This is a genomic window from Streptomyces sp. NPDC001890 (genome assembly GCF_042891445.1).
Taxonomy (GTDB): domain Bacteria; phylum Actinomycetota; class Actinomycetes; order Streptomycetales; family Streptomycetaceae; genus Streptomyces.
Map to the genome: position 1 here is coordinate 90,132 of NZ_JBIATE010000013.1, position 15,205 is coordinate 105,336.

At 72.4% G+C, this 15,205-nt stretch carries 15 protein-coding genes; 12 read left to right on the forward strand and 3 right to left on the reverse strand.

Annotation, left to right across the window (positions count from 1 at the left end; genetic code table 11):
- Nucleotides 1–35: 35 nt before the first annotated feature.
- The 3 genes from ACFYY1_RS27085 to ACFYY1_RS27095 all read left to right on the forward strand — a co-directional run bounded on the left by ACFYY1_RS27085 (nucleotide 36) and on the right by ACFYY1_RS27095 (nucleotide 1,958).
- Nucleotides 36–494 carry a hypothetical protein gene (locus tag ACFYY1_RS27085; RefSeq protein WP_388590258.1) on the forward strand — a complete coding sequence of 153 codons (459 nt, stop codon included), beginning with the start codon at nucleotides 36–38 and terminating at the stop codon, nucleotides 492–494.
- 71 nt (nucleotides 495–565) lie between these two features.
- Entirely contained in the window at nucleotides 566–757 is a 192-nt protein-coding gene (locus ACFYY1_RS27090; RefSeq protein WP_388590259.1) for a DUF6381 family protein, read from the forward strand.
- A gap of 187 nt (nucleotides 758–944) precedes the next feature.
- Nucleotides 945–1,958 (forward strand): MsnO8 family LLM class oxidoreductase, encoded by a 1,014-nt coding sequence (locus ACFYY1_RS27095; protein WP_388590261.1) that lies wholly within the window; start codon nucleotides 945–947, stop codon nucleotides 1,956–1,958.
- On the opposite strand, the gene ACFYY1_RS27100 is transcribed toward ACFYY1_RS27095, so the two are convergent.
- The gene (locus ACFYY1_RS27100; RefSeq protein ID WP_388590263.1) at nucleotides 1,867–2,475 is read right to left on the reverse strand and encodes a hypothetical protein; all 609 of its coding nucleotides are present in this window, start codon (nucleotides 2,473–2,475) and stop codon (nucleotides 1,867–1,869) included. The genes ACFYY1_RS27095 and ACFYY1_RS27100 overlap by 92 nt on opposite strands.
- A gap of 135 nt (nucleotides 2,476–2,610) precedes the next feature.
- On the opposite strand from ACFYY1_RS27100, the gene ACFYY1_RS27105 reads away from it, so the two are divergent.
- A complete protein-coding gene (locus ACFYY1_RS27105; RefSeq protein ID WP_388590265.1) occupies nucleotides 2,611–3,708 on the forward strand; it encodes a Gfo/Idh/MocA family protein in 1,098 nt (365 codons plus the stop codon).
- Nucleotides 3,709–3,843: 135 nt separating this feature from the next.
- Here ACFYY1_RS27105 and ACFYY1_RS27110 read toward each other — a convergent pair whose 3' ends face one another.
- Nucleotides 3,844–4,764, reverse strand: a complete 921-nt coding sequence (locus ACFYY1_RS27110) for an aminoglycoside phosphotransferase family protein (protein ID WP_388590266.1) — start codon at nucleotides 4,762–4,764, stop codon at nucleotides 3,844–3,846.
- A gap of 164 nt (nucleotides 4,765–4,928) precedes the next feature.
- Here ACFYY1_RS27110 and ACFYY1_RS27115 point away from each other — a divergent pair, with 164 nt between their 5' ends.
- From ACFYY1_RS27115 to ACFYY1_RS27125, 3 genes are all read left to right on the forward strand, one after another.
- The gene (locus ACFYY1_RS27115) at nucleotides 4,929–5,438 is read left to right on the forward strand and encodes a DUF664 domain-containing protein (RefSeq protein ID WP_388590268.1); all 510 of its coding nucleotides are present in this window, start codon (nucleotides 4,929–4,931) and stop codon (nucleotides 5,436–5,438) included.
- 86 nt (nucleotides 5,439–5,524) lie between these two features.
- Nucleotides 5,525–5,983, forward strand: coding sequence for an NUDIX hydrolase (locus ACFYY1_RS27120; protein WP_388590270.1), 459 nt, complete (start codon nucleotides 5,525–5,527; stop codon nucleotides 5,981–5,983).
- 144 nt (nucleotides 5,984–6,127) lie between these two features.
- Nucleotides 6,128–7,207, forward strand: a complete 1,080-nt coding sequence (locus tag ACFYY1_RS27125; RefSeq protein ID WP_388590271.1) for a hypothetical protein — start codon at nucleotides 6,128–6,130, stop codon at nucleotides 7,205–7,207.
- A 2-nt stretch (nucleotides 7,208–7,209) separates the two neighbouring features.
- On the opposite strand, the gene ACFYY1_RS27130 is transcribed toward ACFYY1_RS27125, so the two are convergent.
- Nucleotides 7,210–7,776 (reverse strand): DUF4291 domain-containing protein, encoded by a 567-nt coding sequence (locus ACFYY1_RS27130; RefSeq protein ID WP_388590273.1) that lies wholly within the window; start codon nucleotides 7,774–7,776, stop codon nucleotides 7,210–7,212.
- A gap of 216 nt (nucleotides 7,777–7,992) precedes the next feature.
- On the opposite strand from ACFYY1_RS27130, the gene ACFYY1_RS27135 reads away from it, so the two are divergent.
- The 5 genes from ACFYY1_RS27135 to ACFYY1_RS27155 are packed head-to-tail and all read left to right on the forward strand — an operon-like array spanning nucleotide 7,993 to nucleotide 15,197.
- A complete protein-coding gene (locus tag ACFYY1_RS27135) occupies nucleotides 7,993–9,603 on the forward strand; it encodes an ABC transporter substrate-binding protein (protein ID WP_388590275.1) in 1,611 nt (536 codons plus the stop codon).
- Nucleotides 9,603–10,589, forward strand: a complete 987-nt coding sequence (locus tag ACFYY1_RS27140; RefSeq protein WP_388590277.1) for an ABC transporter permease — start codon at nucleotides 9,603–9,605, stop codon at nucleotides 10,587–10,589. The genes ACFYY1_RS27135 and ACFYY1_RS27140 overlap by 1 nt, the downstream gene beginning before the upstream one ends.
- A gap of 2 nt (nucleotides 10,590–10,591) precedes the next feature.
- Nucleotides 10,592–12,508, forward strand: a complete 1,917-nt coding sequence (locus ACFYY1_RS27145) for a dipeptide/oligopeptide/nickel ABC transporter permease/ATP-binding protein (RefSeq protein ID WP_388590279.1) — start codon at nucleotides 10,592–10,594, stop codon at nucleotides 12,506–12,508.
- Nucleotides 12,505–13,278 carry an ABC transporter ATP-binding protein gene (locus ACFYY1_RS27150; RefSeq protein WP_388590281.1) on the forward strand — a complete coding sequence of 258 codons (774 nt, stop codon included), beginning with the start codon at nucleotides 12,505–12,507 and terminating at the stop codon, nucleotides 13,276–13,278. Before ACFYY1_RS27145 ends, ACFYY1_RS27150 begins: the two co-directional genes overlap by 4 nt.
- Complete coding sequence (locus tag ACFYY1_RS27155) at nucleotides 13,275–15,197, forward strand: S9 family peptidase (protein ID WP_388590283.1); 1,923 nt, start codon at nucleotides 13,275–13,277, stop codon at nucleotides 15,195–15,197. Before ACFYY1_RS27150 ends, ACFYY1_RS27155 begins: the two co-directional genes overlap by 4 nt.
- Nucleotides 15,198–15,205 lie beyond the last annotated feature (8 nt).

The following is a 15,205-nucleotide window of genomic DNA, read 5'->3' on the forward strand; positions in this document are numbered from 1 at the left end:
CTCGACGAGGGGCCCGGAACGGGACGGAGGCTCCCATGACGACTCTCGAACCACGCGATGTCCCCCCTCGCCTCGCCACTGGCGCGTTCATCCTGAACTCCGGCCTGGGCAAGCTGAAGGCCGACGCGGAGACGGCCGAGGGCCTGCATGGCATGGCCTGTGTCGCCTATCCGTTCCTGAAGAAGATCGAGGCGGAGCAGTTCACCCGGCTGCTCGCCTGGTCGGAGATCACGGTCGGCGCAACGCTGCTCGCCCCCTTCGTGCCGACCAGGCTGGCCGGGCTGGCGCTGACGGGGTTCTCCGGGGGACTGGTCGGTCTGTACCTGCGGGTACCCGGCCTGCGGGAGCCCGGCAGCCTTCGTCCCACCCAGAACGGCATCCCGATGGCCAAGGACTTCTGGATGCTGGGCATCGGCCTGGGCTTCCTGGGCGCCGGCGCACGCCGGTCGCGCACGGCCGCGTCCGGCTGCCCATGGCACCGGTCCCGTGGCTGACACGGACCGGCCGCGAACCGTACGGACGACGCCCGGCTCCGTGTCGGGGCCGGCACATCCAAGGAGTGATCATGAGCGAGTCGGAGGAGCTCCGCAATCGCGTACAGCAGATGCGAGCCAAGGCGAAGGACCTGAAGGCCGAGGCCGAGCGCGCCACCGATCCCGAGGAGCGCCGGCGCCTGAAGGAGAAGGCCCGCAGGATCGAATCGGAGAGTGAGCAGGTCAGCGGAATGGCGAGTGGGGACATCTACCCCATGAAGTGAAGCCGGGAAGGCCCGTGGAGCCGGAAAGGCCCGCGAGGCCGGAAGGGCCCGTGGTGCCGGAAAGGCCCGCGAGGCCGGGAAGGCACGGCGCATGCCCTGCCCCTGGTTCCCGCACCCGTGCGGGAACCGGGGACGGAGCATGGGGAATGCGCGCACGCCCCGGGCGTTGAACAACGGTGTGAGCCCAGTGATCGCATCCACCCGGTTTTCCGTGCTCGACCGTTCCCGCATCCGCGCGGGGCACGACGGCCCGCAGGCGCTGCGCGACACGGTGCGCCTCGCCGAGGAGGCCGAGGCGCTCGGCTACCACCGCTTCTGGGTGTCCGAGCACCACGGCGTTCCGGGCGTCGCCGGCTCGGCGCCGACCGTGCTGGCCGCCGCCGTCGCGGCCGCCACCTCCACCATCAGGGTCGGTACCGGCGGCGTCATGCTGCCCAATCATCAACCACTGCTGGTGGCCGAGCAGTTCGGCGTTCTGGAGTCCCTCTTCCCCGGCCGGATCGACATGGGCCTCGGCCGCTCGGTGGGATTCACCGACGGCATCCGCAGGGCGCTGGGACGGGACAAGTCAGCAGCCGAGGACTTCGCCGGGCAGCTCACCGAACTGCTCGGCTGGCTGGACGGCACCCAGCGGTCCCACCCAAACGTCCACGCCCTTCCCGCCGAGGGGCTGCGCATCCCGCCGTTCCTGCTGGCCACCGGTGAGGGCGCGGGCATCGCGGCCGCTGCGGGGCTGCCACTGGTGGTCGGCGACCTCAGAGGCCGGGAGAAGCTGCTTCGTGCCGTCGAGCGCTACCGCCGCGAATTCCGCCCCTCCTCCTGGGCCGCCGAGCCCTATGTCGTCGTGGCGGGGACCATCGCGCTCGCCGACAGCAGGGAGGAGGCCCGGCGGCTTTTGATCCCGGAAGCGTGGTCGATGGCCCATTCCCGGACCCACGGCGACTTCCCGCCGCTCGTCCCCGCCGAGCGGATCGAGGCGCGGACCATGACGGAGAAGGAGCGCCGTTTCTACGAGAACGGGCTGAGCGGCCACCTCCACGGCACCGAGGACGAGGTGGCCACGGAGCTCGAAACGGCCATCGAGGAGACCGGTGCCGACGAGGTGCTCGTCACGACCAGTACGTACGACCGTGCGGCGCTGGTCGACTCGTTGCGTCGTCTGGCGCGGATGGCGCGGCTGACCCCGCACGGATCGGGGTGATGACCGCTCCGACTCGGTCGAGCCAGTAGCGCTTCCGCTGGAATGCGCAGGTCGGCAGATCGACCCGCTGCGTGGCGTGTCCCTCGAAGACGGCGTGCCAGTCCACCGCCGCTCCTCGGCGGCGGTGCGCGATCAGTGCTGAGGACTCCTCACCGTCCTTGAGTGCCTTCAGCCCCTGGAGCAGTTCGTCCATGCTGCTTGCGACGACGACCGCTCGATGGCTCAGTGCGGCTCGTCCGGTTGCCAACGAGTGCCCGATGCTCGCGAGCCAGGCTGTGGCGAGGCTTGACGTTCGGTCACCGTCGGAGAGCGCCTGATGGGCGTTCGTGCCGCTGATGCCGAAGGCGGAGACACCCGCTCGTCTCCTGCGCGTCGTCACCGACCAGGGCTTCGCCTCGGTGAGCAGCTGTACCGCGCCGCCCGCCCTCATCCCGGTCGGCCGCGCCGTCGCGGGACTGGTGTCGGAGACGCTGGGCAGTAAGCCTGTACTGATGACCGGGGCCGTGTGCACGGTCATCGGGTGTCTGTCGCTGCTTCTGGTGCCATCCGTCCGGCGCCTGGCGCTGCAGCGGCCGGGCCGTGAACCGGAGGACCCGGCGGAGCCCGTGCCGGCATCTTCACCGAGGACTGGAACAACGGAGGGACGATCCGCATGACAGCGCAGGAACCGCTGACAGTAGGTGTGGTGGGAGCCAGCCTGGGCAAGAGCTGGGGTGCCGGAACACACCTTCCGGCGCTCGGGCGACTGCCTGCCTATCGCATCCTGGCCGTGGGGAGCAGCCGGAAGGAGAGCGCGCGGGCGACGGCTGAAGCCTTCGACGCGCCCCTGGCGTTCTCCGATGCCGAGACGCTGATCGAGCATCCGGACATCCAGGTGGTGTCGATCTGCGTCAAGGTGGCCCACCACGAGGAGCTGGTCCGGGCCGCCGTCGCGCGCGGCAAGCACGTCTACTGCGAATGGCCCCTGGCAGCGGACCTGTTGCAGGCCGAGGCGCTGGCCGCGCTCTCCGCGCGCGCTCCCGAGCAGCACATGGTCGGGCTCCAGGGGACGCGCTCGCGAGGCGCGCTGCAGGCCAAGGAGCTGATCCGGCAGGGGCGCATCGGGCGCGTCCTCTCCGCCTCACTGACCGTCAGGCTCTCGGGCTTCGGTAACGCGACACTGCCCCGGACCCGCTTGCACACGCTCACCCGCGAGAGCGGTACGAACCTGCTCACGGTCGGAGCGGGGCATGCCCTGGCGGCATTGACCACGATGCTGGGGCCGTTGCGCAGCCTGTCCGCGGCGACGGGCATCCGTACTCCGACCGTGAGGGTGGCGGAGACCGGAGAGGAAGTCACGGCCGAGGTGCCGGATCAGCTGACGCTGGCAGGCGAGTCGACCGACGGGGCGGTCGTCTCCGCCGCCGTGCTGGGCGGAGCGCAGCCCGGCGCGGCCCACTTCTCCCTGCACATCGTGGGTTCCGAGGCGACCCTGGACATCCAGCCGGTGACGCCCGCTCTCCCCATTCAGATCGCCGCATGGGCGATCCGGCTCACGGACCACGAGGGCACCAGGAACCTGTCGCCGGACGGAGCCGAAGGCGCCGTGGAGAACGTGGCCGCCATGTACGACGCGCTCGCGACGGCGATCAACACGGGCGGCAGGGTGTCCCCCGGATTCGACGAGGGCCTGGCCACCCACCGGCTGCTCGCGGGCATCGAACGCAGCGCGCAGACCGGCAGCCGGGTGGAGTTCACCGACCCGTCATGAGGGCGCAGGCCCCGTGGAACCCGCAGGGACGGCGAGATCGGCGTACTCCCACCCTCCCTCCTGGCCGGAACGGGGCCTGCCCGGCGACGTGCGCGCGGCCGGGAGGCACCGCTCCCGGCCATTGCGGGACAGCCCTCAGCCCACCAGGGCATCGGCGATGGCGACCTGGGCCGGGTCCAGGGCGGTCGCGCCGTCCTCGATGTCCCACAGCGCGTTCTGCAGGACACGCCCCAGCGTCCAGCCGGCCGCCCGCTGCCGGTCCAGGCCGAGCACCTCGGTCAGCAGGTCGAAGCGGCGGAGCACCGCACGGGGCACATCTCCCGTCGCCACGACGTCGTCCCAGCGGTTGTGCAGCGCCGGCCACAGATCGAAGCCGGGATCGCCGGCCAGGGGTTCCGGATCGATGGCCAGCCAGGGTTCCCGCTGCCCGGCGAGGACGTTGTCGTAGTGCAGGTCCCAGTGCAGCAGGCGGTCGCCCGGTTCGCCGACGAGTTCGGCCACCGCCGAAGCGCAGGTACGCACCAGCCGCCGTTCGGCAGGGTCGCGCAGCAACGGCACGCTGCGCGGCACCTCTTCGAGCATGGCCGCCGCGATGTCGGACAGCTGCCGGAAGCCCGGCGGCGCTTCCACCGCGACCAGACGTGCCAGCAGTTCGGCGAGGATCTGCACGGCGGCCGCCTCGTCGGCCAGCGCCGACAGCGGCCGCGCGGTGTCCAGCCGTTCGAGCAGCATGGTGCCGGTGTCCGGGTCGTGGTCGAGCAGACGCACCACTCCGTTGCCGTTCCACGTGCGCAGGCCCGGCGCCGCGTCGATGTTGTCCTCGGTGGCCTCCTGGAGCTTCAGCACCGCGGGCGTGCCGTCCGCGCGGGTCACCGGCAGCACCAGCGAGGCCATGCCGTGTGCCGAGGGGCCGTCCAGCCGCAGGCTCCAGCGGTCCAGGAAGTCCTCGGCCAGCCCGGGAAGCGCGGCGAGCCAGGCGTGGGCGGACGCACCGCCGTTCTTGCCGTAGGACGCGGCGAACGCGTCGGGGACGTCGATGGGCCGTGCCGTACTCATGTGTCGCTCCTTCGTCGGATCCGGAATCGGTCGGGTACGAAGGAGGGCGCGGTGGTGCCCGGGCTGCGGGCAGGCGTCAAAGCATGCTCCCACCCTACGCGGACGACGGGGCACGGCGCGTGTCGATATCGGGGGAGCGGACCCGCAGCGGTGAGGGTGAGGGCATGAACAGTGCTGACCTTTTGACCGACGCGTTCACCCGCGTCCGGGAGACGGTGCACTCGGCGGTCGAGGGCCTTTCGCGCTCCGATCTCCATGCCCGGCTCGACGACGGAGCGAACTCCATCGGCTGGCTCGTCTGGCATCTCACCCGGATCCAGGACGACCACGTCTCGGACGCGGCCGGAGTGGAGCAGGTCTGGTTCTCCGAGGACTGGGCCTCCCGTTTCGATCTGCCCTTCACGAAGGAGGACACCGGGTACGGACACAGCAGGGCGGACGTCGCGGCCGTGCGGGTGGGCTCGGCGGAGCTGCTGCTCGGCTATCACGACGCGGTCCACGAACAGACCCTCGGTTTCGTGAGCGGACTCGACGACAAGGCCCTGGACCGCATCGTCGACGAGGCGTGGTCCCCGCCGGTCAGTCTGGGGGTGCGTCTGATCAGCGTCATCTCGGACGATCTGCAGCACGCGGGTCAGGCCGCCTTCGTCCGCGGAGCGCTGGAGCGCCGGTAGGCGGCAGAGCCGGCGGGTGCCCTTTCCGGGCCCCGCCGCTCGATCGATAGGTTGACCGCACGGCTCGGCCGGAGCCGTGGACCCCGATGATCCGGAGGGCACACGTGGGAAGTGACGTACGTTCACGAATATCGGCGTATGCGATCGCTGTCGTGGACCATCAACTGCTGCTCACCCAGCTCTCGGAGAGCTCACCGGTCTTCATGCCCGGACTGTGGCACCTGCCCGGCGGGGGCATCGATCCCGGTGAGCAGCCGCGGCAGGCGCTGGCTCGCGAACTGTACGAGGAGACCGGCCTCGAACTCCTGGACGCCCAGCTGGTGGACGCCCGCTCGTACAGCGCGCACCGGCTCGGCGTGAACTGGCATCTGGTGGGGCTCTTCTACCGGGTCGACCTCAAGCCGGGACAGCTCGCGGTCACCAGGACCGACGACTCCACCTCGGCCGTCGGCTGGATGCCGTTGCCGGGCCTGGAGGAGTCGCGGCTGTCCCCGGCGGCGATCGACGGTCTCGCGATGATCGGCGCGCGGGAGACGCGGCGGTAGGGCGGTCGTCCGCCGCGCACCACCGCCGGAAATCCGGCTGAGGGCCGGCCCGGCCCGGTGTTGTCGCCGTCCCACCGCCGCAGGGGCGTTCGGTGGGACGGGGCCGGTGGGCCGGGCCGGGGCAGCGGCAACTACGCTGCTCCGATGCCTCGTACGACGCCTCCCCGCCCGGTGGACATCACCCAGGAGTTCCCGGAGCTCGCCCCGCTGGCACGCACGGCGGTGCGGCTGCACCCGCGCCCGGGGGAGCCGGCCGTCGAGGACAGCTCCGTCGGCGGACCGTTGCTGTGGCCACACGACGAACCCTGGCCCACCTGCCCGGAGCACGCGGGCCCGTGGCACGTCGGCTACGTACCCGAGGAGGTGCGGGACAGCCGCCGTGTCCTGGCCGCGGGCTGGGCACGGGCGGAGGGAAACAGCCTGACCCTCACCCCGCAGGAGCGGGAAGTGGTGGACCGGGTCGGCTGCACCGGTCGGCGCATCCCGCAGGACGGGCCGGTCCCGCTGCTGGCGGTCGCCCAGCTGTACGCACGCGACCTCCCGACCGCAGAGGCCGCAGAGGCCGCAGAGGCCGCAGAGGGCGCCGAGGGCGCAGAGGGCGCAGAGGGCACGGAGGGCGGCGGCCGCTGGCCGGGCCCGCCCGAGGCCGATCTGCTCCAGGTGCTGTGGTGCCCCTTCGACCACGACGAGGACTGCCTGCCGCGGGTGCGGCTGGTGTGGCGGCGGGCCGCGGACGTCGGTACGCCGCTGTCCACGCCTCCCGGACCGTCGGTGATCGGGGACGACAACTACCTGCCCGACCCCTGCCTCCTGCACCCCGAACGGGTCACCGAGTACCCGGCGCCGCACGAACTGGCCGAGGAACTCGCCGAACGGGTCAGGGACTGGGAGGAGCCGCGCGACTACCTGTACCAGGACGCCCTGTCCGTGGCACCCGGATGGAAGCTCGGCGGCTGGGGCAACTGGAGCTTCTGCGATCCCTGGCCCATGGAGTGCCCGGACTGCGGCGGGCCCGTCCGCCCGCTGCTGACCGTCGACAGCGGCGAATGGGACAACGAACGGCACTGGTGCCCCGTCGAGGACGAAGCCGCGGCCATGGCACCCGGAGTGGTCCACCCGCAGCCGCAGGAACCCACCCAGATCACCATCGGACGCGGCTACACGATGCAGGTCTACTCCTGCGAGCGGTCCTTCGCGCACACCCCGCTCCAGGTGATGCAGTAGCCCTACGCGTCGATACCGAGGCGCTCGGCCACGGCCGGGGGCACCGGGCAGATCCGCTCCGGCGGGAGCAGCCGCTGGGCCTGAGCGCTCCGGCCGCCCTGCCTGAGCGCCGCGATCCTCCGGACCTCGGGCGTGATGTCGCTGAGGCCGACGACCCACTCCTCGGCGAACGTACGGATCAGACCGCGTCCCACCCCGACCTGGATGCTGTAGTGATTGAGCGCCGCTCCCCGCAGCGAGCGCTCGGGATCCCACTGGACGTGCACGGGGGCCCGGGCGACAGCTGACGGGTCGGCCGTCGTCAGCACCGCCTGGGAGAGCGCCTCCTCCCAGCCGGCCCGGGTGATCCGTACCGCGAGAATCCGCTCCTGGCCCGGCTTCTGTGCCCAGTTGCTGCGGTGCATGAGCCAGAGGAACGACGGCTTGATCCAGGTCATCCGGTTGAACGAGAACGGCGGGACGAACCTGTTCGCCCGCAGGGCCGGTCCGGCGACCGCCGGTGAGTACGCCTGATAGACGACGATCGTCCGGGCGTCGTAGTCGGCCCGTATCCGGTGCTGCGCGGTCATGCTCCAGACGTTTTCACGGGGCGGATCTTCGTCGCGATCGGTTTTCCGGCCGCCGGAACTCCTGCCTTTGCGATCACCGGATCCTCGCGTCCGTCTTCGGTGCGACGCACCGTCGGGGGCCCCTTTTTTTGTGCGCCACGACCAGTCGGAGCCGGTACGGCGCTGCCTACTGTTCCCTCACTCGGCGGCGGAGTGCCGCTCCCTCGGAGGTGGACCATGGCCGGCACCGCAGGCACGCAGACCAGGAACAGAAGGGCCCGCGGGACCCGGGCGGCGGCAGCGGTGGTCACGGCGCTCGGCCTCGTCGGCACCGCGACCGCCTGCGGCGGCGGTACGTCATCCGGCACCGGTGACGGGTCGGCGGTGACGGTCGCCGTGGCCGGTGATCCCGGCAGCCTCAGCCCCACCACGGCACTGGCCAGCACCGCGCTGGCGATGAACTCCTTCGCGTACGACACCCTCGTGCACCTGGACGCCGACGGCTCGCCGGTGCCGGGAGTGGCCGAGAGATGGACCGCCACGACCACCTCGGCGACCTTCACCATCCGCCCCGGAGTCACCTGCGAGGACGGTTCGGCGCTCACCGCCGAGGACGTGGCCGCCGAGTACAACCACATCGCCGACCCGAGGAACCAGTCGCCGATGCTCGGCCTCTCCGTTCCCGTCACCGCCGTGGCCGAGGCCGACACGGCGGCCCGGACGGTCACCGTCACCACCACGAAGCCCGCACCGTTCATCGTGCAGATGGCCCGGCTGCTGCCGCTGCTGTGCAAGGAGAACCTGGCGAAGCCGGCCGCGCTGGCCAGGACCACCAACGCGAGCGGCCCCTACCGGCTGACCGAAGCGGTTCCGGGCGACCACTACACCTACGTCAAGCGGGACGGATACCGCTGGGGGCCCGGCGGATCCACCGGTGCGGGTCTGCCCGGCAAGGTGGTGGTCAAGGTGGTGACCAACGAGTCGACCGCGGCCAACCTCCTGATGGCCGGTCAGATCAATGCCGCCCTCATCAACGGTGCCGACCAGGACCGGCTGGACGCGGCCAAGGTGAAGTACCGGAGCCTGGAGGCACTGTTCGGGCAGCTGCTGTTCAACCAGGCGGCCGGCCGCCCGACCGCCGACCTCGCGGTACGCAAGGCCCTGGTCTCCGTGCTGGACCTGAAGCAACTGGGCAGCGTGGCCACCGGCGGGAAGGGCAGAACACCGACCCGCACGGGCGAGATCGCCCCCACCCCCTGCACCGGCGACACGGTCGAGGGCCATCTCCCCGCCCATGACCCGGCGAAGGCGGCCGCCGCGCTCACCGCGGCCGGCTGGACGAGGAGCGGCGGCACCTGGACCAAGGACGGCAAGCCGCTCACCGTCGGGCTCAGCTACGCGACCAACCAGGGTCCGCAGGTCGCCTCGGCGGTCGAACTGGCCGTCCAGCGGTGGACGTCCTTCGGCGTGAAGGCGACGGCGAAGCCCACCGGATCCGGCAGCATCGTCAGCACCCTCGGCGGCGGCGACTGGGACATCGCCTGGGCGCCCATCGGAGTCACCCTTCCCGACCAGCTCACCCAGTTCTACGACGGCCCGCCCCCGCCGAAGGGCAACAACTTCGGTTCCGTCGCCAACCCCGACTACCGCCGGCTCGCCACCGAAGCGGCCGCCAAGCCAGGGGCCTCGGGCTGCGCCCAGTGGGACGCGGCCGAAGCCGCCCTGGTCGAGCACGTCGACATCGCGCCGATCGTCAGCAAGGCCAACCGGTACTACGCGAAGGGCGTCACCTTCGAGGTGGACGGCAGCGGCATCGTCCCGAGCACCCTGCGCCGGAGCGCCGGCTGATGGCGACGATCACCCCGGACGCCCTGGGGACGAGGGCCCGCAGCCCCTGGGCCGGATTTCTCCTGCGCCGCACGTGGCGGCTGCTGGCCTCGCTCGCGGCGCTGGTCACGGCCGCGTTCGCGATGATCCACCTGATCCCGGGCGACCCGGTCCGGGCGGCTCTCGGCACCACCGCCGACCCGGCCCTCGTCGCCGCCCGCAGACAGTCGCTGGGCCTGGACCAGTCGCTGCCGAAGCAGTACGGCGACTTTGTCGGCGAGCTTCTCCAGGGCAGGCTGGGGGAGTCGATAGGCGCCCAGATGCCGGTGTCCGAGATCATCTCCGGCCGGCTCCCGGCCACCCTGCAGATCGCCGTCCCCGCGTTCGTACTGATCCTGCTGATCGCCGTGCCCATCGGCATGACCGCCGCGGTGCTGACCAAGGACGGCCGCGGACGGCGCGGCGAACTCGCCTTCACCGGGGTCACCGGAATCCTGGGCGCGGTACCCGAATTCCTGCTGGCGGTGGGCCTGATCGCGGCGTTCGCGGTGGCCTGGCCGCTCTTCCCGGTCGCCTCGCGGGGCGGTGCGGACTCCTACGTACTGCCGGTGCTGGCCCTCACCGTCGTACCGGCGGCCTCGCTGTCGAGGATCGTCCGGGTGGAGACGCTGCGGGTGCTCGGCGAGGACTACATGCGGACCGCGCGGGCGAAGCGGCTTCCGGCCCGGCTGCGCTATCTGCGGCACGCACTGCCCAATCTGCTGACCTCCTCGCTCACCCTGGGCGGCCTGCTCTTCAGCTCGCTGCTCGCCGGCACCGTGCTGGTCGAGAACGTCTTCGCCTGGCCCGGCCTCGGCACCACGATCGTCCAGGCGATCACCGAGAAGGACTATCCGCTGGTCCAGGGCGTGGTGCTGGTCTACGGGGCGGCCGCGCTGCTGATCACCTTCGTCGTCGACGTGGCCGTGGCCGTCGCCGACCCCCAGTCCACCGTCCGCGGGAGTTGACGATGCCTCATCACGACCATGACAGCTCGCTGCGGCGCCGGCTCGGGCGTACCCTGCGCACACCGATCGGCGTCACCGCGCTCACCGCCTGCCTGCTGGTCGCACTGGTCGCCGTCCTCGGTCCCGTGCTGCTCGGCGACCGGGCGGCGCAGGTCGACACGGACGCGATCAACCAGGGCAGCAGCGCCGCCCACTGGCTGGGGACGGACCAGCTCGGCCGGGACATCGCCGCCCGCGTGGTGGTGGCGACCCGGCTGACCCTGCGGCTCACCCTGCTGGCCGCCGTGATCGGCGTCGGCGGCGGGCTGCTCCTCGGCGTCGCCCCGGCGGTCGTCGGCCGCCGGCTGAGCCGACTGATCACCGCGACCGTCGGCGTACTGGTGGCCTTTCCGGGGCTGTTGTTCCTGCTCTTCCTCGCCACGATCTTCGGGGTGGGCACCACCGGAGCGGTGTTCGCCGTGGGGCTGGCCATGGTCCCGCCCATGGCGCGGCTGGTGCAGAACCTGACGGCGTCGGTCGCGGGCTCCGACTACGTGGCGGCGGCCCGGATCCTCGGCGTGGGCCGGTTCAGGATGGTGGTGCGCCATCTGCTGCCCAACATCGCCGAACCGTCGGTGCTGTTCGCCACCCAGGCGACCGGCGGCATCCTGGTCGCCTTCTCCGGCCTCTCCTTCCTCGGACTCGGCGTGCAGCCACCCCAGTACGACTGGGGGCGGCTGCTCAACGAACAGCTGAACCGCGTCTTCGTGAACCCGGCGGCCGCCCTGGCGCCCGGCGCGGCCGTCGTCCTGACGGGGCTGATGTTCGGCCTGGCCGGCGAGGTGCTCGCACAGGCCGGTGGCCGGCGGGCGCCGCAGAGGACGGAACCGGCACCGCGCCGGCTGCCGGCGACACCCGGGGAAGCGGCCGCCGAAAGCGACGACGGGGTCCTGGTCCGGGCACGCGATCTGCGGGTGACGTTCCCCGGCGGGCGGCAGGCCGTACGCGGGATCTCGCTGGACATCGGCGCGGGCGAGGCCGTCGGCCTGGTCGGCGAGTCGGGATCCGGCAAGAGCCTGAGCGCGCTGGCACTCGCGGACCTGGTTCCCCACCCGGGCCGGGTCTCGGCCGGCACCCTCCGCTTCGACGGCGACGACCTGCGGGCGGACCCGCGGCTCGGCACCGGACTCGCCATGGTCTTCCAGGACCCGATGGCCTCGCTGAACCCCGCCCTGCGGGTGGGCCGCCAGCTCGCCGAGGTGGCCGAGGTGCATCTGGGGGCGAGCCGCGCGCAGGCGGCGGCACGCGCCGTCGACCGGCTGGGCGCCGTCCGCATCGCCGCGCCGGAACGCCGCGCCCGGCAGCGGCCCCACGAGTACTCCGGCGGGATGCGGCAACGGGCCGTCATCGCGATGGGACTGATGGGGAAGCCGAAACTGATCATCGCCGACGAGCCCACCACGGCGCTCGACGTGGCGGTCCAGCGACAGGTCCTCGGCCTGCTCGCCGAGGTGCGCGAGGAGACCGGCGCCGCGCTGCTGCTGATCTCCCACGACCTCGCCGTCGTCGCCCAGGTCTGCGAACGGGTCCTGGTGATGTACGCGGGTCTGATCGTGGAGAACCTCCCGGTCACCGAACTCCTCGGCGGCGCCGCCCACCCGTACACCCGGGCACTGGTCGGGGCGGTCCCGACCATGACCGCGGATCGCGGAAAGGACCTGGCGACCCTCCCCGGCCGGCCGCCGGAACCGGGGGAGACCGGCCCGGGGTGTCCGTTCGCCCCGCGCTGCGCACACGCCCGGGAACGCTGCCACGACGACGCCCCCGGACTGACGGAGCTCGGGCCGGGGCGGCAGGTCGCCTGCTGGTACCCGGTCGGACCGGCCGCGGCCGACGGCGTCGTCGTGGCCACGTCACACACGGCGGAGGCGACGTCATGAGCTCACTCGAACTGCGCGGGATCACGGTCCGCTACGGCCGCTTCACCGCTGTCGACAACGTCGACCTGCTGGTGCCGGAAGGCACGGTGACCGGGCTGGTGGGCGGGTCCGGGTCGGGGAAGTCGACCCTCGGCAAGGCCGTCGTGGGGCTGGCTCCGGCCCGGTCGGGGCGCGTACTGGTCGACGGGAGCGAGGTCACGCGCCGGCGCGGGCGCAGCCCCGTGCAGCTGGTTTTCCAGAACCCGTACGCCTCGCTCGACCCGCGCCTGACCGTCGGCGCGTCCGTCGCCGAGGCACTGTCCGGCGCGGCGGCCGGGCGCCGGACACCCGGCCGCGAACGCCGCGCCGCACGCGACGCCGAGGTGGGGCGCCACCTGGAGCTCGTCGGCCTCGACCCCTCGCGTGCCGCGCTCACCCCGGACGCCCTCTCCGGCGGCCAGCGCCAACGCGTGGCGCTGGCCAGGGCCCTGGCCGCCCGGCCCGCCGTGCTGATCGCGGACGAGATCACCTCGGCCCTGGACGTCTCCGTACAGGGCGCGGTGCTCAACCTGCTGCGCCGCCTCCAGCGCGAACTGGGCTTCGCGATGCTCTTCATCTCCCACGATCTCGCGGTCGTCCGCCACCTCTGCGACCAGGTCGCCGTGCTGGACGGCGGACACCTCGTCGAATGCGGCCCCACCGAACGGGTGCTGGCGCGTCCGGAGCACCCGACGACCCGCGAACTCATCTCCTGCGTACCCGAACTCGCCCTCGCCGAGGAGGCGTCATGACCCGACCGCTGACGATCGACGACCTGTACCGGTTCGAGATCCCCGGTGATCCCGCGCTGTCCCCCGACGGCGAACGTGTCGCGTACACCCTGACCACGCAGGACGCCGGGAACGACCGGGTGGTCCGCTCGATCTGGGAGGTACGCGGCGAAGGGGGCCCGGCCCGGCGCCGCACCCGCGGCCCGGCGGACACCGCGCCGCGCTGGTCCCCGGACGGGACGCGGCTGGCCTTCCTGCGCGCGGGGCAGCTCCATCTGCTGCCCGCCGACGGGGAGGAGGCCGTGCCGCTCACCACTCCTGCCGACTGCCCGGCCGGGGCGGGCATCCCGGTCTGGAGCCCGGACGGGTCGCACATCGCCTTCGCCGCCCCCGAGGCACATCGGGCGGACAGCGCACCGGTGGTCATCGACGCCCTCGGCTGGAAGGCGGACGGGGCGGGCCTGACCGGGTCGGTGCGGACCCAGCTGTTCGTGGTGGAGGTGGCATCGGGAGAGGTCGTACAGCTCACGCACGACGACCGGCACGCCGGCCCGCCGAGCTGGTCGCCCGACGGCACCCGGCTCGCCTATCCGGCGCAGACCACCCCGGACGCGGCCGTCTTCGGCCCCTCGGCCGCCCATGTCGTAGGGGTGGGGGAGAACGCGTCCGAGCCCCGCCGGGTCGGGCCCGCCGACGGTCTGGCCGGTCCGGTGGGCTGGTTCCCCGACGGGTCCGCGCTGCTCGTCGTGGGCCGTGCCTCGTTCGGCGTCGGCCACTCGGAGCTGCTGCGCCAGCCGCTGGACGGCTCCGCGCCGGTGTCCCTCGGCGCCGCCCTGGACCGCAATGTCATGGGCGGCGGCCCCGGATACCCGGGCGCCCTCCCGCAGTTCCACGGTGACGACATCGTCTTCTGCGCCCGCGACCGTGGTGCGACCCGGCTGTACCGGCTGGGCGCCGACGGGATCAGCGCCTCCCCACTGCCCGTCGGCACCGGGATCAGCGGCTGCTCGGTCGTCACCGGGGCCGGGCGGGCGGCGGTCGTGGTCTGCGACGCGACGCGCTTCGCCGAGGTCGTGCTGCTGGACCTGGACGCCTGGGCCGACGGGGAGCCGGCCCGGCCCGAGTGGCTCACCGGCCACATGGCCCGGTCGCTGCCGGAGATCGCCCTCCACCCGGTCACCGAACGAGAGTTCCGCATCACGGACGGCACGGTCGTGCACGGCATGATCACCCGCGCCGCCGGCACACCCCCGGGCGGCCCGCTCCTGGTCGATGTGCACGGCGGCCCGCACAATGCCTGGGCCCCGCACTCCGACCCGGTCCACCTCTACCACCAGGAACTGGCCTCGCAGGGCTGGACGGTCCTCACGCTCAACGTCCGCGCCAGCGACGGCTACGGCGAGGCGTTCTACACGGCCGCCGTCGGTGCCTGGGGCGAGACGGACGAACAGGACGTCCTGCAACCGGTCGCCGCCCTGATCGACGAGGGGCTCGTCGACCCGGAACGGATCGCCCTCACCGGCTACAGCTACGGCGGCTATCTGAGCTGCTGGCTCTCCACCCGCACCGAGCTGTTCACCGCCGTCGTCCCGGGTGGTGTCCTGGTCGACCTGAGGAGCATGGCCGGCACCTCCGAGGAAGGCCACCTGATCGCCGAACACGAGATCGGCGACCCGGCGCGGATGACGGAACTCTCGCCGCTCAGCCACGCCGACGCCGTACGAGCCCCCACCCTGATCCTGCACGGCGGCGCGGACGACACCTGCCCGGTCGGCCAGGCCGAACAGTGGTTCCACGCGCTGCGCACCAGGCACGTACCGGCCCGGCTGGTCGTTTACCCCGGCAGCTCCCATCTCTTCCTCCTGGACGGCCGGCCCTCGCACCGGGAGGACTACTCCCGCAGGCTTGTCGACTGGGTCACCACGCACACCAACCGCTGAACGAAACG